15 protein-coding genes are annotated in these 20,054 nt (G+C 59.8%); 10 read left to right on the forward strand and 5 right to left on the reverse strand.

The features are described from left to right. Positions 1-2: 2 nt before the first annotated feature. Genes EXN68_RS16675 through EXN68_RS16685 form a run of 3 tightly spaced genes read right to left on the reverse strand, consistent with a single transcriptional unit; the run spans position 3 to position 3,066 of the window. Positions 3-845 (reverse strand): carbohydrate ABC transporter permease, encoded by an 843-nt coding sequence (locus tag EXN68_RS16675; RefSeq protein ID WP_142841940.1) that lies wholly within the window; start codon positions 843-845, stop codon positions 3-5. After that, positions 842-1,783: a carbohydrate ABC transporter permease gene (locus EXN68_RS16680; RefSeq protein ID WP_065116872.1), complete on the reverse strand. Its 942-nt coding sequence runs from the start codon at positions 1,781-1,783 to the stop codon at positions 842-844. Before EXN68_RS16680 ends, EXN68_RS16675 begins: the two co-directional genes overlap by 4 nt. Before the next feature lie 17 nt (positions 1,784-1,800). Continuing rightward, positions 1,801-3,066 carry an extracellular solute-binding protein gene (locus tag EXN68_RS16685; RefSeq protein ID WP_142841941.1) on the reverse strand — a complete coding sequence of 422 codons (1,266 nt, stop codon included), beginning with the start codon at positions 3,064-3,066 and terminating at the stop codon, positions 1,801-1,803. A 248-nt stretch (positions 3,067-3,314) separates the two neighbouring features. Here EXN68_RS16685 and EXN68_RS16690 point away from each other — a divergent pair, with 248 nt between their 5' ends. Genes EXN68_RS16690 through EXN68_RS16700 form a run of 3 tightly spaced genes read left to right on the forward strand, consistent with a single transcriptional unit; the run spans position 3,315 to position 7,871 of the window. Then, entirely contained in the window at positions 3,315-4,541 is a 1,227-nt protein-coding gene (locus EXN68_RS16690; protein ID WP_142841942.1) for an ROK family transcriptional regulator, read from the forward strand. A 19-nt stretch (positions 4,542-4,560) separates the two neighbouring features. Next, positions 4,561-6,963 carry a PIG-L family deacetylase gene (locus EXN68_RS16695; RefSeq protein ID WP_142841943.1) on the forward strand — a complete coding sequence of 801 codons (2,403 nt, stop codon included), beginning with the start codon at positions 4,561-4,563 and terminating at the stop codon, positions 6,961-6,963. Continuing rightward, positions 6,960-7,871 carry a DMT family transporter gene (locus EXN68_RS16700; RefSeq protein ID WP_142841944.1) on the forward strand — a complete coding sequence of 304 codons (912 nt, stop codon included), beginning with the start codon at positions 6,960-6,962 and terminating at the stop codon, positions 7,869-7,871. Before EXN68_RS16695 ends, EXN68_RS16700 begins: the two co-directional genes overlap by 4 nt. An 11-nt stretch (positions 7,872-7,882) precedes the next feature. Here the strand turns inward: EXN68_RS16700 and EXN68_RS16705 are convergent, their stop codons facing one another. Both EXN68_RS16705 and EXN68_RS16710 read right to left on the reverse strand, forming a co-directional pair. Further along, the gene (locus EXN68_RS16705) at positions 7,883-8,350 is read right to left on the reverse strand and encodes a hypothetical protein (protein ID WP_161991367.1); all 468 of its coding nucleotides are present in this window, start codon (positions 8,348-8,350) and stop codon (positions 7,883-7,885) included. Between the two features lie 74 nt (positions 8,351-8,424). Next, positions 8,425-9,318 carry an AraC family transcriptional regulator gene (locus EXN68_RS16710; RefSeq protein ID WP_142841945.1) on the reverse strand — a complete coding sequence of 298 codons (894 nt, stop codon included), beginning with the start codon at positions 9,316-9,318 and terminating at the stop codon, positions 8,425-8,427. Between the two features lie 197 nt (positions 9,319-9,515). On the opposite strand from EXN68_RS16710, the gene melA (EXN68_RS16715) reads away from it, so the two are divergent. From melA (EXN68_RS16715) to EXN68_RS16745, 7 genes are all read left to right on the forward strand, one after another. Next, positions 9,516-10,982 carry an alpha-glucosidase/alpha-galactosidase gene (melA, locus tag EXN68_RS16715; RefSeq protein ID WP_142841946.1) on the forward strand — a complete coding sequence of 489 codons (1,467 nt, stop codon included), beginning with the start codon at positions 9,516-9,518 and terminating at the stop codon, positions 10,980-10,982. A 104-nt stretch (positions 10,983-11,086) separates the two neighbouring features. After that, a complete protein-coding gene (locus EXN68_RS16720) occupies positions 11,087-13,174 on the forward strand; it encodes an ABC transporter substrate-binding protein (protein ID WP_142841947.1) in 2,088 nt (695 codons plus the stop codon). A 144-nt stretch (positions 13,175-13,318) separates the two neighbouring features. Next, positions 13,319-14,326 (forward strand): ABC transporter permease, encoded by a 1,008-nt coding sequence (locus tag EXN68_RS16725; protein WP_065116863.1) that lies wholly within the window; start codon positions 13,319-13,321, stop codon positions 14,324-14,326. 1 nt (position 14,327) lies between these two features. Next, entirely contained in the window at positions 14,328-15,464 is a 1,137-nt protein-coding gene (locus tag EXN68_RS16730; RefSeq protein WP_142841948.1) for an ABC transporter permease, read from the forward strand. Positions 15,465-15,476: 12 nt separating this feature from the next. Next, complete coding sequence (locus EXN68_RS16735; RefSeq protein ID WP_142841949.1) at positions 15,477-17,144, forward strand: ABC transporter ATP-binding protein; 1,668 nt, start codon at positions 15,477-15,479, stop codon at positions 17,142-17,144. A 22-nt stretch (positions 17,145-17,166) separates the two neighbouring features. Further along, entirely contained in the window at positions 17,167-18,540 is a 1,374-nt protein-coding gene (gene melA, locus EXN68_RS16740; RefSeq protein ID WP_142841950.1) for an alpha-glucosidase/alpha-galactosidase, read from the forward strand. 441 nt (positions 18,541-18,981) lie between these two features. After that, positions 18,982-20,046 carry an HlyD family secretion protein gene (locus EXN68_RS16745; RefSeq protein ID WP_142841951.1) on the forward strand — a complete coding sequence of 355 codons (1,065 nt, stop codon included), beginning with the start codon at positions 18,982-18,984 and terminating at the stop codon, positions 20,044-20,046. Positions 20,047-20,054 lie beyond the last annotated feature (8 nt).

Here is a 20,054-nt window from a genome sequence, read left to right on the forward strand (position 1 = left end):
TATTATCCTTTCAGGCCCGCCAGCATCACACCGCGCACGATGTAGCGTTGCAGGACGATGAAGACGATGAGGGTAGGGATGGTCGCAATGGCTGCGCCCGTCATGATCATTTCCCACTGGACCTGCTGTTCCACGGCAAAGCTCGAAAGACCGACCGGCAGGGTGTAGAGTTCCTTGCTTGTCGTGACGATCAGCGGCCAGAAAAAGGCTGTCCAGTTGCCGAGGAAGGTGAAGATCGCGAGTGCGGAGAGCGCCGGCGTCACCAGCGGCAGGGCGACTTTCCACCAGATCTGGAATTCGTTGAGCCCATCAACGCGCGCGGCCTCGATGAAGTCGTTGGGAACCGTCTCGAAGAACTGCTTCATCAGGAAGGTGCCGAAGGCCGTCATCATGCCGGGGAACATGATGCCCCAGTAGCTGTCGAGCCAGCCCAGCTGGCTGGACATCAGATACCAGGGAATGACCAGCATTTCTGTCGGTATCATCAGCGTCGAGAGGATGGCGAGGAAGATGAAATAACGGCCGCGGAACTCGAATTTCGCCAGCGTGTACCCGACGAGGCTGTCGAAGAAGCAGTTGGACACGGTGACGATGACCGCAACCAGCATCGAGTTGAAGAACCAGCGCAGGAAACGGCCGTCGGCCATGACGGTGATGTAGTTCGCAAGCGTCGGCGCGGCCGGAATGAGACGTAGATCGTAAACCTGATCCGCCGTCTTGAACGAGGTCGCGAACATGAAGAGCAGCGGCGAAACCATGATCAGGCCGCCGATGAACAGCAGCGTCCAAGCGAGAATGCGGCCGGGGCGGATACGGGCGTGGGAGAGTGGCGAGGCTTCGCTCATTTCTTTTCCCTCAGGACCCAGAGCTGGATCAGCGATACGACGAGAAGAATGGTGAACAGGACAACCGTCTGCGCGGCGGCATAGCCCATCGCATAGGAGTTGAACGCGGTCTGGTAGATCATCAGCACCAGCGGTTTGGTGGAGCCGAGCGGGCCGCCCGGATCATTGGTGGTCATGTTATAGACCTGGTCGAAAATGCGCAGGAAGCCGATCGAGGAAAACACCACGAGGAACACGGTGGTGGGTTTCAGAAGCGGCAAGGTTATCTTGCGCAGGATCGCCCATTCACCCAACCCGTCGATGCGGGCGGCTTCGTAAAATGTCGTCGGAATGGCGCGCAGGCCGGCCATGAAGATGATGATCTGGAAACCGAGGCCAGCCCAGATGGCGGTTACCATGACCGAATAAAGCGCCTGATCGGTGGAGCGAATAAAGGGCTGCTGGGGAATGCCGATCATGCCGAGGACGTCGTTGATGATGCCGATGGGTGGCGGCTGATAGAACCAGCGCCAGACCCAGGCCATGGCGGCAGCCGTGGTCAGGTAGGGCAGGAAATAAAGCGCGCGGATGAAACCGTGCAGAATGCGCACCCGGTCCAGATAAAACGCGATGACGAAAGCCAGAACGAGGCTGATCGGCGTGCCGACGATAAGATAGGCAAAGGTGTTCTTGAACACCTTCCAGAATTGCGGGTCCTTGAACAGCTTGACGTAATTGGCGATGCCGATGAACTTTGCCGGCCTGAGCAGGTCCCAGTTGGTGAAGGACAGGTAGAAGGCCTGCAGCGTTGGGTAAAAGCGGATGACGCTGTAAAACAGGATCGGGATCGCCAGAAAGCTCCAGATCCACAAAAGCCGTTTGGTGCGCATGGAAAGGCGATCTCCAAAGGAGCCGCCGGGGCGGCCGGATGCCGCCCCCTGTTGATCTATCGCTGTCATTGTTGGACCTGCGGTTTTCAGGGTTTCGCCGCGTCGATGATTTCCTGCTCGGCCTCGGCGGCCTGCTTGATGGAATCTTCGACCGACTGACCTTCGAGAAGCACCCGGTTGGTCATGTCGATGGCGTTCTGCCGCTGGGCGGCTTCATCCATGAACAGTGTCGTATGGGCATATTCCAGACCCTTGAGGAACGGCGCGTAGATCGGGTCCTTCAGGTTTTCTTCGGTCAGCGCTGCGGAGCGCCGTGCCGGCAGTTCACCCACCGTCTTCAGCCAGATCGCCATGGCTTCCGGGGAAGAGATATAGGCGAGGAACTTCTTGGAAGCCTCAAGCTCTTCACCTGATGTCTTGGCGCTGATGCCGTTGGCGAAGTAGCTCGCATAGTTGGAGCGGATGTTCTTGTCATTGGTGGGAAGTTCGGTCACGCCCCACTCGAAATCCTTGATGGTTCGGAACGAACCCAGCCGGAAGGTGCCGTCGATGGTCATGCCGGCCTTGCCAGCGCGGAAGGCGGCCTGGCCTTCATCCATGAAGCCAGCCTGACCGATCTTCTTTTCAAGCTGCAGGCTGGTGTAGAATTTCAGCGCCTGAACGCCCGCCTCGCTGTTATAGGCGACCTTCTGGTCGTTGTCGGTATAGGGTTCGCCACCATATTGGCGAATGAGAATCTCACGCCACCACTGGTGATCCTGGCCGCCCATGTCGAGCGTGGAGCCGGCGACCGTCAGGTTTCCGGCGGCGTCGTGCTTGGCGATCTTTTCCGCGGCTGCCACGAATTCGTCGAGCGTCTTCGGCGGGTTGGCGGCGTCGAGACCTGCTTCGGTGAACAGCTTCTTGTTGTAGAAGAGCGCCAGCGAACGAACCGCCGTCGGCAGGCCGTAATAATCGTCGCCGCGCTTCATGGCGCTGACGATCGGGAAGAATTCGCTTTCGATCTTGTCATGCGGGAAGGCGTCGGTCGGCAGTGGCTGCAGGATGCCGCCGGCCGCGAACTTGTCCAGCCAGCCATAGAAGAGCTGCATCACATCAGGGCCCTTGCCGGAAAGATTGGCGGCGATGACGCGCGTCTGGTAATCGGCGTAAGGGAAGGTCACCTGCTTGACGGTGATGTCAGGATTGGCCTTCTGGAATTCCGCGATCAGCTCGTCCATGGCTTTTACGCGTGTGTCGAAGACATATTGCCAATATTCGATTTCAACCGCCTGGGCGGCGTTGAATGCAAATGTGCTGAAACCGGCGACCAAGCCGGCGAACAGAGTTGCCCTGCGCATGTAACCCTCCATTTCCTCCGTCCGGTCTTCCGGATGCGGAGTGATCGTTCCCTTTATCCGCGCTTTCGCGCGCGCTCATCGACTCGGCCGGCAACGGGATTTTTCGTGTCCCATTCCCCATGCGAGCCTGACCCCCGGTCGTTCTCTACGGTTCTCCGAACACGGGCGTTTGTCAATAAGATAATTTACTTGAATTATTATATTGCGCTTATCGTCATTTGGACGTTATGAATTTTCTAAGGGACGGGGAAATTGAAGAGATGACGGTGCACACGGTGGATGCCTATCCCGTAGCAATCGGAAAAAATCCTGAGCGGAGCCGCGAGCATAACAGGCGAGTCGTCCTAGACCTCGTCCGGCGGCACGGTTCGCTCGGCCGCGCCCAGATCGCCAAGATCACCCACCTGACAGCCCAGGCAGTCGCCAACATAGTCGATGAGCTGGTGGGCGAGGAGTTGCTGAAGGAACTCGGGCGACGGCGCACCGGCAGGGGCCAGCCGCCGATCCAGTTCGCCGTCAATCCGGATGGCGGCGCGACAATCGGCGTGGAAATCGCCGCCGACCATATGGTCACCGTCGGCCTTGATCTGGCCGGCATGCTGCGCACCCATCGCGTCACGCCGCTTACGGACACCACGCCGGAGGCCATATTCAAGACCTTCGCCGCCGAGCATGCGGCTGTTGCGAAAAATCTCGGCTGCAGGCTGCTCGGCACCGGCGTCGTCATGCCCGGTCCCTTCGAGATCGATGGCATGACCTCGGTCGGGCCAACGACCCTTTCCGGCTGGGGCGGCATCGATGCCCGCCAAATGCTGAGCGATGCCTGCGGCCAGCCGGTAGTGGTGGAAAATGACGCGACGGCCGCGGCCGTCGGGGAGCGCCTGTTCGGTGCGGGGCTGGCGATCCCCAATTTCTGCATGATCTATTTCGGCGTCGGTATCGGTCTTGGCATCATTCAGGATGGCTCGCCCTATCGCGGCGCTTTCGGAAACGCCGGCGAAATCGGCCACGTCACCGTATCGCCGCGGGGCAGGGCCTGCCCTTCCTGCGGGCAGAAAGGTTGCCTCGAAGCCTATGCTTCCGTTTACGTGCTGAAGGAAAAGCTTGGCCATGCCGGTATCGCCGATACGGAACTTGGCGATCTTGAAGCCCTGTTCAAAGCCGGCGATCCGGTCGTGACAGAATGGATCGACGATGCCGCGGCCCATCTCGCGCCGATGATCGCCATGCTGGAGAACATTCTCGATCCGCAGACTGTCATCCTCGGCGGCGCGCTGCCGGAGGTCATCATCAGCGACATCATTCAGCGCATGGGGGATTTGCCGACCTCGGTCGCAAGCCGGCGGCAGCGGGAACTGCCGCGCGTCATGCATGGCAAATCCGGGCAGTTGACCGCCGCCCTTGGCGCTGCGGCACTGCCGTTGTTCGACATCGTCACACCAAAACTGGAGACATCCCCGGGAGCCGCAGCACAGGCGCCGGGCTGAATATTGGAGGAGACCGCCCATGCTTACCCCCCGCGAACGCATCGAACGGCAGATGGCCGATCCATGGCTCGTTCGCCTGCACCGCAAGCTGAGCGCGCTGAAATCCACCGCAACCGTCATGCATACCGGCGCGCATCCGGATGATGAGCAGAACGGCCTCCTTGCCTATTTTCGCATGGAACTGGGCATGCGGATCATCATCGCCTGTTCGACACGCGGCGAGGGCGGGCAGAATGCGCTGGGGCCGGAAAGGCTGGGGGCGCTCGGCGTCATTCGCTCACGGGAACTCGAAGAGGCCGCCCGTGTCATCGATGCCGACATAAGCTGGCTCGGCCACGGACCGGCGGATATGATCCACGATTTCGGCTTCTCCAAGGATGGCGACCAGACCTTCGGCCGCTGGGGGCAGCAGCGCATCGTCGAACGGCTGGTGCGGGCCTATCGCAAGGAACGGCCCGATATCGTCATTCCGACATTTCTCGATGTGCCGGGGCAGCACGGGCATCACCGCGCCATGACGCGGGCTGCAAGAAGCGCGATTGCGCTGGCGGCCGATCCTTCCGCTTACCCTGAACATTTCTCCGAGGGGCTGAAGCCCTGGAAGGTGGCGAAGTTCTACCTTCCAGCATGGTCGGGCGGTGGCGATACCTATGATGACGAAGTACCGCCGCCGGAAACGACGCTGACGATCAATGCGGCCGGCAGGGAGCAGGCGACCGGTGCCGAATATGACCGTATCGGCGAATGGTCACGTTATTACCATGCCTCGCAGGGAATGGGGCACTGGCCGAAGCGGGCGCAGGAAGTCTGGCCGCTTCATCTCGAACTCTCTGCCACAGCCAATCGAGAAGAAGGATCGATCCTCGACAACCTGCCATCGACGCTTGCCGCCCTTGCCGGCGTTGCGGGGCTGGATGCCGAATCCCAGAAAGCGCTGGTCGAGGCCGAACAGGCCATCACCAGGGCGATTGCGGCCTTTCCCGACACGCGGGAAATCACCAGATCGCTGCTGGATGCGGCAGCCCTTCTGCAAAAGGTGGATGAAGCCGCGGCAAGCGAATTCACGGACTTGCACGGCCACAGGATCACGCGCAAGCGGGCCGAGGTTGATGCTGCCATTCTGACGGCGCTTAATCTTTTCGAGCGGGCCTATGCCGAGCCGGCGGAGATCGTTCCGGGTGGGGAAACGTCGCTTTATGTGGAGCTTTCCGACCGGGCAGCCGAATTCGATGTCAAGGTCACACCGGTCCTTCCGAACGGAGTGTCGTCGTCCATCAGCTCGCTGGGACAGACGGTTGTCTTTTCTCTCACGGCCGATCAAAGCGCGGCTGTTTCAGGTCTCTATCAGCCGGACTGGAAAGCGGCAGGCGGCAACGGCCATGGTTTCGTACGTGTGGCTGCAACGCTTGAAGGGCGGGAGGTTTCCGCCCTCTTCGATCTCGAAGAACCGTTTTTCGTTACGCCGGCGCAGTCGCTCACGCTTTCGCCGGATGCTTTTCTCGTTCCGCTGGGACAAGGCCGGGACACACATGTGTTTCAGGCCCTCGTGAAAGGCGCGGATACACCGCTGTCATTCAGGAGCGCCGGCGGCTGGAATGTGCAAAAATCGGGAGACGACTGGATTGCCGAACGCACGGGCGAGGGCGCGGCGGGGCTTGCACAGCTTGAGGCGATTTCCGGTTCGCAGCCGGCCTTCCAGATCACCCCCATCGCCTATCCGCATATTGGCCGGGCGCGGTTTCTTGCGCCATCCGTCATGAAAATCCTGTCGCTGGACCTGAAGCTGCCCAAGGGCGCGCGGATCGGTTATGTCGGCGGCGGTGCGGACCGGGTCGGTTCATGGCTGTCGCGCATGGGGCTCGATGTCACCGAACTCGACGCGCAGGCGCTCGGCGGCGATCTCTCGTCTTTCACGACAATTGTCGTCGGCATATTCGCCTTCGGCATCCGCAGGGATCTCTCTGCTGCGACGGAGAAGCTCCATCGCTTTGTCGAAAACGGCGGCCATCTGGTCACGCTCTATCACCGACCGACCGACGGATGGAACCCGGAGACAACGCCGGTCCGGCGTCTTGAAATCGGCAAACCGTCGCTGCGCTGGCGGGTAACGGACCCGAAGGCGGAGGTGACGGTGCTGTTGCCCGACCATCCGCTGCTTGCCGGGCCCAATGTCATCGATGCCGCCGACTGGGCGGGCTGGGACAAGGAGCGCGGGCTTTATTTCGCTTCGCGCTGGGATGATGTCTATGAGCCATTGCTCGCCATGCATGATGTTGACGAGCAGCCGCTGAAGGGGGCGCTGGTCTCGGGCATCATTGGCAAGGGCCGGCATACCCATACCAGCCTCGTGCTGCATCACCAGATGGACAAGCTTGTACCGGGGGCGTTCCGCCTCATGGCAAACCTTGTGCAACCGGCGTGAATGGCGACGGACAAAGTGAGAAACAGGAAAACCCGCGCGAAACCGATACGCGCGCGGGTATCGGCTGGCTGTTGCTGGACATGACGCTTGTTGCGGGAGGAATGACTGCGCTCGTCAAGGCGCAGGGCGTTACCTATCCCGCCTTCCAGCTCGTCTTCATCAGGGCGATGATCGGCCTCATCTTCATCCTGCCTTTGATCTGGCGGCACAGGATGGAGATGCTGCGCGTCAAATATCCCTGGCGCAACCTCTTCCGAATCTGCTGCAACGCCATCGCGCTCACGAGCAATTTCATCGCCATCACCCTGCTGCCGCTTGCCACCGTTAACGCCATCGGCTTCTCCCGACCGCTGGTGACGATGGCGATGGCGGTTGCCTTTCTCGGCGAAAGGGTGAGCCGATATCGCTGGGCCGGAGCCTGTCTTGCCTTTGCCGGCGTGCTCGTGGTTATCGGGCCGGGTGGGGCGGAGTTTAACGCAGGCGTGCTCGTGGTCCTTGTGTCGGTGGTGTTCGGCGCACTCGCGGTGATCCAGACCCGGGCGCTGCGGCAGGAAAACACCACGGTCATGATGGTGTTTTATACCGTCGGCCTTGCCGTCATCACTGCCGTTCCGGCGATCTGGACGTGGAAGCCGGTTGCGCCGCTCGACTGGGGTCCGCTGCTGGCCATCGGGCTTCTGGCGCAGATGGGGCAATATTGCTTCCTGCGGGCCTACCGTATCGCCGATGCCAGCGTTCTCGCACCCGTCAGCTATCTCTCGATCCTGTTCGTCACGGCTGTCGGATATTTCCTGTTTGATGAGGTGCCGGAAACCCGCGTCGTGCTCGGCATCGCCATCATCCTCGTTTCGTTGCAGTCCACCGCAATTGTGGAATATGTCTTGAAGACGCTGCGGCGCCGAAAATAGCGGAAACGCCCTTACCGCTGGAATTCCATGACCCTCAGCCGAATCCAGTTCAAGGTCGCGAGTTTGGCGCGATCGTAAAAGGAACGGGCGAAGCGCACATAACGCATGATCCAGGCGAGCCAGGCATAGGTGAGGAGCTTTTCCCTGCCCGCGTGATAGATGCGTTCGACGATCAGGAAGGTTGCCAGATGGGCAACGATCGTCAGACCGATCCCGGTCTTCATTGCGCCGTGGGCAATCAGGAGAAGGCCGACGATCTTCATGGGTTCGGCAATCGCGAAGGGCACGGCAAGACAGAGCAGGATGGCGAGACGCGGCAAGCCGGCAATCCGGTTTTCCAGTCGCCTGATGAATGTCAGGCCGGATATGGTTCTGATAATGGGCCGGTAAAGCGGCCGGAAAATGCCGTCGAGGATCAGGGCAAATATGATGATTGCCCTGATTGGAAAGACGAGGATCGTGCGGATTTTGCTGTTCACCTCAGCCGTGTCTCCAAAGAGGTTGTTCCCCTCATTCTTAATCGCCTGAAACGTGGCAAAAGGAAGTTGGTTTTTCAGCTTCCGTCCTGCCGAACACTCGCATACATGCCGGTGGTGCGAAATTCGCTGGGGTTGGTGCCATAGAGCCTGCGGAAGACCTTGGAAAAATAGTTCGGGTCCTCGAAACCGCACAGCACGGACACTTCCTTGACGGGAATATTCCCGGCCGTGGTCAGCAGTTTTGCCGCCCGCCGCAATCGCCGCTGCAGCACGAATTCAGCCGGCGGCAACCCTTCGCTCGCCGTGAAGATGCGGGAAAAATGCGCGCGGCTGAGGCCGGCCACCGCCGCAAGGTCGCTGACCGAAAGCCGCTCACCGAGATGGCTGTCTATATAGCTCAGCACCTGCTGCAGGGTGCGATATTCACCGCCGAAAGACGGGTGCGAGCCGAAGACATCGTCGTAAAGCGTCATCGCTGCCTCATAGGCCACGGCGGAGGCGGCGCCTGGCGTCTCCGCGCCATTAACGAGGCGTGAGCAGCATTCGGCAAGGTGATCGACGGTTTCGGATTGGAGCTTGAGGATCGGGCCGGTGACGGCGAGGATATTGCGGTGAATGCGCAGCGCCTCTTCGCCATTCATGGAAATCCAGAAGAATTCCCATTCCTTGCCTTCCTCCAGCCAGTAGCGGTGATTGTGCGGGATCAGCAGCAGCAGGGTTTCGCCCGGCCTCACCACATAGTGGCGGTTCTCGTAGCGCAGATTGCCCTGTCCGCCGATGCAATATTGCAGCACGGTGAAGGGCGTCTGGCCGCGCTTGCGCCCATCCCAGTCATAATTACCGCCGCGGCGGATTTCATAACCGCTGCTGGTTGGCATGGTGTGCAGCGTCTGGCGGCCGCGCGGCAGCGAGACGGTGCGCATGCCGGGTCCCTGATCGATCAAATCGCGCAGCACAAAATTACCCATGAAAGCATAATCCTTCTCTGGTCCTATCCGTCTTTATACGCATAATCCCGATCCGAGGAGACAGCCAGCGGGATATTGCTGCTGAAAAATTAGGAGGAAGGCCGGTTTTCCGGGATTCTCAAGGGTATTTTTCTGCAGCGCCATTTCACGATCCTTCGGCCCGTTTCACCCGTTCGATTTGCAACAGAGGTGGCGTTATGAGTTTCAAAATCGCTATTATTGGCGCAGGCAGCGTCGGTTTCACGAAAAAACTGTTCACCGATCTCCTGTGCGTGCCGGAGTTTCGCGACATTGAAGTCGCGCTGACGGATATCAGCCAGCACAATCTCGATATGATCAAGGCGATCCTTGAAAAGATCGTCGAGGCCAATGGTTTCCCGGTGAAGGTGACAGCCGATACCAATCGCCGCCGTGCGCTCGAGGGTGCGAAATACATCATCAGCTGCGTGCGGGTCGGCGGTCTGGAGGCCTATGCCGATGATATCCGCATTCCGCTGAAATATGGCATCGACCAATGCGTGGGCGATACGATCTGCGCCGGCGGCATCCTCTATGGCCAGCGCAACATTCCCGTCATTCTGGATTTCTGCAAGGATATTCGCGAAGTCGCGGCACCGGGTGCAAAATTCCTGAACTATGCCAACCCGATGGCCATGAACACCTGGGCGGCCATCGAATATGGCAAGGTGGATACGGTCGGTCTCTGCCACGGCGTGCAGCACGGTGCGGAACAGATCGCCGAAATTCTTGGCGCCAAAAGCGTGTCGGAGCTGGATTACATCTGCTCCGGCATCAACCACCAGACATGGTTCATCGATCTAAGGCTCAACGGCCGCAAGATCGGCAAGGAAGAGTTGGTCGCCGCCTTCGAGGCGCATCCGGTCTTCTCGCAGCAGGAGAAGTTGCGCATCGACGTGCTGAAGCGTTTCGGTGTTTATTCGACCGAAAGCAACGGCCATCTCTCGGAATATCTGCCGTGGTATCGCAAGCGGCCGGAGGAAATCGCCCGCTGGATCGACATGTCCGACTGGATTCACGGCGAAACCGGCGGCTATCTCCGCCACTCGACCGAAACGCGCAACTGGTTCGAAACCGAATTTCCGCAGTTTCTCGCCTCGGCTGCCAAGCCGATCGATCCGGCGAAGCGTTCCAACGAACATGCCAGCCATATTCTCGAGGCGCTGGAGACGGGACGTGTCTATCGCGGCCATTTCAACGTCAAGAACAACGGCGTCATCAGCAATCTGCCCGCTGATGCCATTATCGAGTCGCCCGGCTTCGTCGACCGTTTCGGCATCAACATGGTGTCCGGCATCACGCTGCCGGAAGCCTGCGCTGCCACCTGCATGGCCTCCATAAATGTCCAGCGCATGTCTGTGCATGCGGCGGTGAGCGGCGATATCGATCTCTTGAAGCTTGCCGTGCTGCATGACCCGCTGGTCGGTGCCGTCGCGACGCCGGAAGAGGTCTGGCAGATGGTGGACGAGATGGTCGTCGCGCAGGCGCGCTGGCTGCCGCAATATGCCGATGCCGTGCCGGCGGCGAAGGAGCGTCTTGCCAAATCCAGCGTCAAGACCCGTGACTGGGCGGGGGCTGCGCGCCGCAACGTGCGTTCCATCGAGGAATTGCGGGCCGAAAAATCGGCGCTGAAAAAGGCTGTTTGAGGAAAAGCATGGGAACAGGCCAGCGGCGAAAGGGAGTTCGCCGCCCGGTCATAACGATCACAGAGGGTGGGCGGTCGAAGAGCTGCCATTTGGGAGGAATGACGATGTTACTTCAACGCAGGATCGGTATCATCTCGGCACTGGGACTTGGTGTTTCGATGATCGCACTCAATGCGAATGCCTTCGAGACCACCACGCCGCCGGAGCCGCCGCAATTTCCGGCGGAAGGCAAGATCAATTATGTCGCGCGCGACTCTATCCTCGAATTCAAGGCGCTGCCTGATTACAGCGAACCCGACTGGGTGAGCGAGAAGTTTGAAAAGACCGGCAAGCTGCCGCCGTTGAAAGAGCGCCTGCCGGAAGAGCCGCTGGTGTACAAGACGGGCAATATGGCGGATGGCACCGGCGTTTATGGTGACACCATGCGCCATGTGGTCGGCGGCAGGCCGGAGGGCTGGAACTACATTGCCGGCCAGAGCCAGGGCTGGGGCGGCATCGATATCGCGCTTTCCGAATGCCTCACACGCACCGCGCCGCTTTTCCAGGTGGATGCCAAGGACACCGAACCGCTGCCCAATCTGGCCAAAAGCTGGGAATGGTCCGAGGACGGCCACAAGCTGACCATGCATCTGGTTAAAGGTGCCAAGTGGTCGGACGGCGAAGCCTTCAACGCCGATGACGTGATGTTCTATTGGGAAGATGCCGTCGTCGATCCCAATGTCTCGCCGCTCGGCGGCGGTGCGTCGCCCGAGGCTTTCGGTGAGGGAACGACGCTCAAAAAGATCGATGACTACACCGTCGAATGGACCTTCAAGGCGGCTTTTCCCAAGCAGTATCTCTATACCATGGCCTATCCGAGCTTCTGCCCCGGACCGTCGCATATTCTCAAACCCCAGCATCCGAAATATTCCAAGAACACCTATAACCAGTTCAAGAACGCTTTCCCGCCGGAATATATGAACATGCCGGTGATGGGCGCATGGGTGCCGGTCGCCTATCGGCCAGATGATATCATCGTGCTCAGGCGCAATCCCTATTACTGGAAGGTTGATGAAAAGGGCCAGCAGCTGCCCTACCTCAACGAGGTCCATTACAAGCTTTCCACCTGGGCGGACCGCGATGTGCAGGCAGTCGCCGGATCGGGCGATTTCTCCAATCTCGAACAGCCGGAAAACTTCGTCGCCTCGCTGAAACGCGCCGCAGACCCCAATGCGCCGGCCCGCCTTGCCTTTGGGCCGCGGCTTATCGGCTATAATCTGCAGATGAATTTTTCCGCCAATGGCTGGGGCAATCCGGATGAGCGCGGGCAGGCGATCCGCGAGCTGAACCGCAACGAGGTGTTCCGTCAGGCCGTGACATCAGCCCTCGACCGCAAGGCGATCGGCGACTCGCTGGTGAAGGGGCCGTTCACGGCGATCTATCCGGGCGGTATTTCCTCGGGCACCAGCTTTTATGATCGCGCCTCCACGGTCTATTACCCCTTCAACCTCGAGGCCGCCAAGGCAGCACTTGCCTCGATCGGCCTGAAGGACACCGATGGCGATGGCTTCCTGAATTTCCCCAAGGAAACGCTTGGGGGCCGCAACGTCGAAATTACCCTTCTCGTCAATAACGGCTATGCGACGGACAAGAGCCTTGCGGAAGGTCTCGTCGGCCAGATGGCGAAACTCGGCCTGCGCGTTGTCATCAACAGCCTCGATTCCAACCAGCGCGATGCGGCCCATTATGGCGGACAGTTCGATTGGCTGGTGCGGCGCAACTCCACCGAGCTTTCATCCGTGGTGCAGAATACCGAGCAGCTTGCCCCTGTCGGCCCGCGCACCAGCTGGAACCACCGCTCGCCCGAAGGCAAGGAGCTGGATCTGATGCCGTTCGAGAAGGAGATGGCCGATCTGGTGCGGAAATTCATTTCCTCGCAGGACAACGCCGAACGGGCCGAGCTGATGAAGCAATATCAGAAGGTCTACACGCAGAACCTCTATACGATTGGTCTCACCGAATATCCCGGTGCACTCATCGTCAACAAGCGTTTCTCGAATGTGCCGCAGGGCACGCCGATCTTCATGTTCAACTGGGCTGAAGACGCCATCATCCGCGAACGCCTGTGGGTCGCGGCCGACAAGCAGGGCAAATACGAACTCTTCCCTGAGCAGCTTCCCGGCAAGCCGGGTGAGGGCGGCCCGATCAACTAAAGCATTTCCAGTAAAAGTGCGTAGCGGTTTTACGTCCGGAAAATGCGAAACTTGAAGAACTCCTCCCGGAGAACACCCGGTACCGGTCGCGCGTGAAGCGCGGCCGGAGACACACGGCCCATCCAAACCGAGGAAGACCGTTCGATGCTGAGATTTCTGACGATACGCGTAGCATCCGCCATTCCGGTGCTGTTGATCCTGAGCGTGGTGACCTTCGCCATCATTCAGGCGCCGCCCGGCGATTATGCCGACTATATCCGCTCGCAGCTGATGAACCAGGGCGGCGCGTCCTTCGAACAGGCGGAAGCGCAGGCGCAGGCCTATCGTGTCGAACACGGCCTCGATCAGCCGCTTGTCGTGCAATATTTCAACTGGATCGGCGGCATCGTCACCCGCGGCGATTTCGGTTACAGCTTCTATTACAACAAGCCGGTTGCCGATGTGGTTGGCGAACGCCTGCCGCGCACAATTGCGCTGGCGCTGGTCTGCCACATCTTCGCATCCATTCTCGGCATCGCTTTCGGCATCTGGGCGGCCACACGGCAATATTCCTGGGTCGACAACCTGCTCTCCACCGTCGCCTTCCTCGGCATGACGATCCCGCGCTTCCTGATGGCGCTGATCCTCGTCTATCTCATGGTGTTTCATTTCGACGTGTCGGAGATCGGCAGCTTCTTCTCGCCGCAATATGGCGGTGCGCCGTGGTCATGGGGCAAATTCGTCGATCTCGTCAGCCATGTCTGGCCGGTGGTCGCCATCGCCGTCTTCGGTGGGCTCGCCTATAATATGCGGGTGATGCGCGGCAATCTGCTGGATACGCTGAATGCGCAATATGTCGAGACGGCCCGCGCCAAGGGGCTTTCGGAAGGTGCGGTCATCATGCGCCATGCCGTGCCGAATGCCGTGCACCCGCTGGTCATGTATCAGGGCGTCGTGCTGCCCTATATGCTGAGCGGCGAAATCGAGACCGCCATCATCTTCGCGCTGCCGACAGTCGGTCCGGCCATCGTCGGCTCCATGGCGGTGGGCGATGTCTATGTCACCGCGACCTTCATGATGGTGCTGGCCGCGACGCTGATCGTCGGCAACATCATCGCCGACATGCTGCTTGCCATGCTTGACCCACGCGTTCGCGAATTCGGGAGGGCCTGAGATGATGGCGTTTGACGAAGTGAAAAACGAAACCGCCATCACCCCCAAGCCTGAACGCGGCACGCAGGGTAATGAGTCCTATCTCGCGCTGGTATGGCGGCGTCTCAGGCGCTCATTCACGGGCATGGTCGGGCTGGTGCTGGTGGTGCTGCTGATCCTGATTGCCGTCTTTGCGGATTTCTTCGCGCCGATGAACCCGCTTGAAACCAATGCCAGCTTCTCGCCGCCGCAGGTGGTGCGATTTTCTGACAAGGACGGCAATTTCAGTCCGTTCCCCCGCGTTTACGCGACTGCCGAAACGGAAGAGCTCGATCCAGTCACCTTCCAGCCCATCGTCGGGCCGGATTACGACAATCCCGTTTATCTCGGTTTCTTCGTCAAAGGTGCGGAATACAGGCTTTTGGGTCTCATTCCGATGAGCCGGCATTTCTTCGGCTCGACGGACGGCAAGCCGGTGCATTTTCTCGGAACCGATAAATTCGGACGCGACGTGCTGTCGCGCGCCATCTACGGTTCGCGTATCTCGCTTGCCATCGCGCTCAGCGTTGTGGCCATCGTCACCGTCATCGGCACCAGTGTCGGGCTGATATCAGGCTATTTCGGCGGCCCGCTGGATGCCTGGGTGCAGCGTTTCGTGGAAGTGGTTCTCGCTTTCCCGCAATTGCCGCTTTATCTCGCGCTGACGTCTCTCATCCCGGTCACCGCGCCAACCACCGTGTTCCTCGTCTTCGTGGTCGGTGTCATGTCCGCGCTCGGTTGGGCGCAGATGTCGCGGGAGGTGCGTGGCAAAACGCTGGCGCTGGCGCGTATCGATTATGTGCGGGCGGCCATTGCCGTCGGTGCCACCGACCGGCGCATCATTTTCCAGCATATCCTGCCGAATGTGATGAGCCATGTGATCGTCGCCGTGACGCTGCATATTCCGAGCGTCGTGCTGCTCGAATCCTTCCTCGGTTTCCTCGGCTTTGCGGTGAAGCCGCCACTCATCTCCTGGGGGCTGATGCTGCAGGATACCGCGACCTATTCCGTCATCGGTTCCTATCCCTGGATTCTCGCACCGGTCGGTTTTGTACTGGTCACAGTCTTTGCCTTCAACGCGCTCGGCGATGGCCTGCGCGATGCCGTCGATCCCTATTGAGAGGAGCGTAAAATGGTAGCTAGCCAGAACAACACATACGCCCCCGCGATCCGCTTCGATGCTGATAATCGCAACGACGACGCCATCATCGACGCCCGCAATATCGCCGTGAGCTTCAAGGTGGAGCACGGCACGGTCGAAGCGGTGAAGGACATCTCCTTCCAGCTCTATCGCGGCGAGACGATCGCCATCGTCGGCGAATCCGGTTCGGGGAAATCGGTAACGGCGCGCACTGTCATGGGCCTTCTGACAAAGCGGGCTTCCGTTTCGAAATCCGCCACCGTGCGGTTCAACGGCGACGACATATTGAAGTTTTCGAGCCGCCAGCGCCGGGCACTGCGTGGCAACCGCATCTCGATGATCTTTCAGGAGCCGATGAGTTCGCTGAACCCGATCTATACGATCGGTAGCCAGATCGTCGAGGCGATCCGCGTCCACTCGAAACTGAGCAAGAAGCAGGCCGAGGCGAGGGCGCTCGATCTTCTGCGGCAGGTGCAGATACCGGAGCCTGAAGCGCGGCTTAAGCAATATCCGCACCAGCTTTCCGGCGGCCAGCGGCAGCGTGTGATGATCGCCATGGCGCTCTCCAACGATCCGGACGTGCTGATTGCCGATGAGCCGACCACTGCGCTCGATGTGACGGTGCAGGCGCAGATCCTCAACCTCATCCGCGACCTGCAGAAAAAGCGCGGCATGGCCGTGGTCCTCATCACCCATGACCTGACCATCGTGAAGCAGTTCTCCGATTACGTCTACGTCATGCAGCACGGCGAGATGCGTGAGCACAACACCACGGAAAAGCTCTTTGAAGCGCCGCAGCACCCCTACACAAAGAAGCTGCTCGGCTCCGAACCGCATGGCACGGCGAAACCGCTGCCGGAAAATTCCGGCGTGCTGCTGACGGCAAGCGGTGTACGCGTTTCCTTCATGATGCGTTACGGCGGGTTGTTCAAACCGGAACTGAAAGAACTGATCGCCGTCGACAGTCTCGGCCTGACCCTCAGGCGGCACGAGACGCTGGGGCTCGTTGGTGAATCCGGTTCCGGCAAGACCACTTTCGGACAATCGCTGCTGCGGCTGAACGAGCCGGTGGGCGGCGAGGTGGTCTTCGATGGCGAGAGGGTCGATGGCCGCTCCCGCGCTCAAATGCGGCCCCTGCGTTCGCGTATGCAGATCGTCTTTCAGGACCCTTTCGCCTCGCTCAATCCGCGCATGACCATTGGCCAGATCATCGAGGAAGGCCTCATCATCAACGGTCTTGGCAAAACCAAGGCCGAAAGACTGGAGCGGGTGCGCGATGCGCTGGAGGCGGCGGGCATGCCCGGCAACATCCTCTCACGTTTCCCGCACGAATTCTCCGGCGGCCAACGCCAGCGCATCGCCATTGCCCGTGCGGTGGCGCTGGAGCCGGAATTCATCTTGCTCGACGAGCCAACCTCGGCGCTCGATCTTTCCGTGCAGGCGCAGATCATCGATCTGCTGCGCAAGCTGCAGGATGAGCGAGGCCTGAGCTACCTGTTCATCTCGCATGACCTGAAGGTGGTGCGCGCACTCTGTCACCGCGTCATCGTCATGCAAAGCGGGCGCATCGTCGAGGAAGGCCCTGTCGAGGACGTTCTTACTCACCCAAAAACCGAATATACTCAGCGGCTTGTACGAGCCGCCTTCGAAATCGCTTGAATGCCAAATGCCGGAGGTAGAAATGGCAAGAGATCCCAAGATCACATTTATCGGCGCAGGTTCCACTGTTTTCATGAAGAACATCATCGGTGATGTGCTGCAGCGTCCGGCGCTTTCCGGCGCCACCATTGCGCTGATGGATATCAATCGTGAAAGGCTGGAAGAAAGCGCCATCGTCGTCAACAAGCTGATTTCGACGCTCGGGGCAAAGGCGAAGGCCGAGACCCATACCGACCAGAAAAAGGCGCTTGCCGGCGCTGATTTCGTCGTCGTCGCTTTCCAGATCGGCGGTTATGAGCCCTGCACGGTTACCGACTTCGAGGTGCCGCGCAAATATGGCCTGCGCCAGACCATTGCCGATACGCTGGGTGTCGGCGGCATCATGCGCGGCCTTCGCACCGTACCGCATCTGTGGAAGATCTGCGAGGACATGCTGGCCGTCTGCCCCAACGCCATCATGCTGCAATATGTGAACCCGATGGCGATCAACACCTGGGCGATTGCCGAGAAATACCCGACGATCCGGCAGGTGGGTCTTTGCCATTCCGTGCAGGGCACCGCCATGGAACTCGCCCATGATCTCGACATTCCCTATGAGGAAATCCGCTACCGTTCTGCCGGCATCAACCACATGGCGTTTTTCCTGGAATTCGAGCACCGCCAGCCCGATGGCAGCTACAGAAACCTTTATCCCGATCTCGTGCGCGGCTACCGCGAAGGCCGTGCACCAAAACCCGGCTGGAACCCGCGCTGCCCCAACAAGGTGCGTTACGAGATGCTGACAAGGCTCGGTTATTTCGTCACGGAAAGCTCCGAGCATTTCGCCGAATATACGCCCTATTTCATCAAGGAAGGCCGCGAAGACCTGATCGAGAAATTTGGCATCCCGCTTGATGAATATCCGAAGCGCTGCATCGAGCAGATCGAGCGCTGGAAGGGCCAGGCGGCCGCTTATCGTTCTGCCGACAAGATCGAGGTGAAGCCATCAAAGGAATATGCCTCTTCCATCATCAATTCCGTCTGGACCGGCGAACCCTCCGTCATCTACGGCAACCAGCGCAACAATGGCTGCATCACCTCGCTGCCGGCCAATTGCGCGGCGGAAGTGCCTTGCCTCGTCGACCATAACGGCGTGCAGCCGACGTTCATCGGCGAATTGCCGCCGCAGCTCACCGCGTTGATGCGCACCAACATCAACGTGCAGGAGCTGACGGTGCGGGCGCTGATGAGCGAAAACCGCGAGCACATCTTCCATGCGGCGATGATGGACCCGCATACGGCGGCGGAACTGGATCTCGACCAGATATGGTCGCTGGTGGACGATCTTCTTGTCGCCCATCGCGACTGGCTGCCGGAGTGGACGCAGGTGGAGGTGAAGCGGGCGCGGGCGGTGTAAACTGCCCACCGTCAACGGCGGACCGGAGGCTGCTGTGGAAGCGCGTGGCCTTCGGACCTCTGGCAAAGGTTTTGTAACCTCTCTTCCGTCATCCTCGGGCTTGTCCCGAGGATTCACAACCCGGCACGACGATGGATCCTCGGGTCAAGCCCGAGGATGACGCCGAGTGTTGTGACGGCAGCCTTTGGCGGTCGTTATGACAAGCCACAAAACAACCGGCGCGCGGAATTTGCCCTGTTCCGGCTACCTTTCCATAACATCCTTGGGGGGGACTTGACTTGTATCAAGGCCGCTAAGCTCCACGATACCTAAACACCCCGTGACCCGGCCTACTCCCCGAACAGGAGAAATGTCGGGTACGAATTCTGAACGCAAAGGTGGCTGGCTTCTTCGGTTTCATCGTATTACGGTTGAAACCTGAAGGGTTCATGGGGAAGACGGATGTCTAAAAAAGGCTTGCTCATTGGTCTGGTGGTTCTGGTTATTGCCGGTGTCGCCTATTTCTCCTGGTCAAAGCTAAAGGGAGAGGGACTTCCCGCCGGTTTTGTGGCCAGTAACGGCCGGATCGAGGCAGTCGAGATCGACATTTCCACAAAAACCGCCGGCCGCCTTCAGGACATCATGGTGCGCGAAGGCGATTTTGTGAAAGCCGGTCAAGTGCTTGCGCAGATGGACACGGCCCAGCTGGAAGCCAGGAAACGTCAGGCGGAAGCGCAGCTTCGCCGTGCGAAAATTGCCATCGATACCGCCAACAGCCTCGTTGCCCAGCGGGAAGCGGAAAAAACCTCCGCTCAGGCGGTGGTCGAACAGCGCAAGGCGCAACTCGATTCCGCGTCGAAGACCAATACACGCTCCAAACAGCTGCTGACGGGCAACGCCGTGTCGCAGCAGATCGTTGACGACAGCGAAGCGGCCGAGCAATCCGCCCGTGCCACGCTTGCTTCGGCGCAGGCTTCGCTTGCCGCATCCGATGCGGCAATCAATGCCGCCAAGGCGCAGATCGTTGATGCCGAAGCGGCTGTGGATGCGGCGCAGGCCGATATCGAAAGCATTGAGACGGATATAGACGATGCGACGCTGAAATCGCCCCGCGACGGTCGTGTGCAATATCGTATCGCCCAGCCGGGAGAAGTGCTCTCCGCCGGTGGGCGGGTTCTCAACCTCGTCGATCTCGGCGATGTCTATATGACGTTTTTCCTGCCGACGGCCGAGGCCGGCCGCACGTCCATGGGCTCCGATGTCCGCCTGATCCTCGACGCCGCGCCGCAATATACCATTCCGGCCAAGGTTTCCTTCGTCGCCGATGTCGCGCAATTCACACCCAAAACGGTGGAGACCGAAGAGGAGCGCCAGAAGCTGACGTTCCGGGTGCGGGCGCAAATTCCGCAGGAGCTGCTGCAGAAATATATTCAATATGTCAAAACCGGTCTGCCCGGCATGGCCTATGTCCGGCTTGATCCGCAGGCCGCCTGGCCGGAAAACCTCGAACGCAATCTCGTCAAGTGACGGTGGCC

Origin of the sequence: Martinezella rhizogenes, from assembly GCF_007002745.1 — a bacterium.
GTDB lineage: Bacteria > Pseudomonadota > Alphaproteobacteria > Rhizobiales > Rhizobiaceae > Agrobacterium > Agrobacterium cucumeris.

Excerpts from the sequence above, each read along its gene's own strand:
- melA (WP_142841950.1), top strand. The coding sequence starts at position 17,167 with ATGGCAAGAGATCCCAAGATCACATTTATCGGCGCAGGTTCCACTGTT.
- EXN68_RS16690 (WP_142841942.1), top strand. The coding sequence starts at position 3,315 with ATGACGGTGCACACGGTGGATGCCTATCCCGTAGCAATCGGAAAAAAT.
- EXN68_RS16725 (WP_065116863.1), top strand. The coding sequence starts at position 13,319 with ATGCTGAGATTTCTGACGATACGCGTAGCATCCGCCATTCCGGTGCTG.
- EXN68_RS16675 (WP_142841940.1), bottom strand. The coding sequence starts at position 845 with ATGAGCGAAGCCTCGCCACTCTCCCACGCCCGTATCCGCCCCGGCCGC.
- EXN68_RS16685 (WP_142841941.1), bottom strand. The coding sequence starts at position 3,066 with ATGGAGGGTTACATGCGCAGGGCAACTCTGTTCGCCGGCTTGGTCGCC.
- melA (WP_142841946.1), top strand. The coding sequence starts at position 9,516 with ATGAGTTTCAAAATCGCTATTATTGGCGCAGGCAGCGTCGGTTTCACG.
- EXN68_RS16730 (WP_142841948.1), top strand. The coding sequence starts at position 14,328 with ATGATGGCGTTTGACGAAGTGAAAAACGAAACCGCCATCACCCCCAAG.
- EXN68_RS16720 (WP_142841947.1), top strand. The coding sequence starts at position 11,087 with ATGTTACTTCAACGCAGGATCGGTATCATCTCGGCACTGGGACTTGGT.
- EXN68_RS16710 (WP_142841945.1), bottom strand. The coding sequence starts at position 9,318 with ATGGGTAATTTTGTGCTGCGCGATTTGATCGATCAGGGACCCGGCATG.
- EXN68_RS16695 (WP_142841943.1), top strand. The coding sequence starts at position 4,561 with ATGCTTACCCCCCGCGAACGCATCGAACGGCAGATGGCCGATCCATGG.
- EXN68_RS16735 (WP_142841949.1), top strand. The coding sequence starts at position 15,477 with ATGGTAGCTAGCCAGAACAACACATACGCCCCCGCGATCCGCTTCGAT.
- EXN68_RS16745 (WP_142841951.1), top strand. The coding sequence starts at position 18,982 with ATGTCTAAAAAAGGCTTGCTCATTGGTCTGGTGGTTCTGGTTATTGCC.
- EXN68_RS16680 (WP_065116872.1), bottom strand. The coding sequence starts at position 1,783 with ATGACAGCGATAGATCAACAGGGGGCGGCATCCGGCCGCCCCGGCGGC.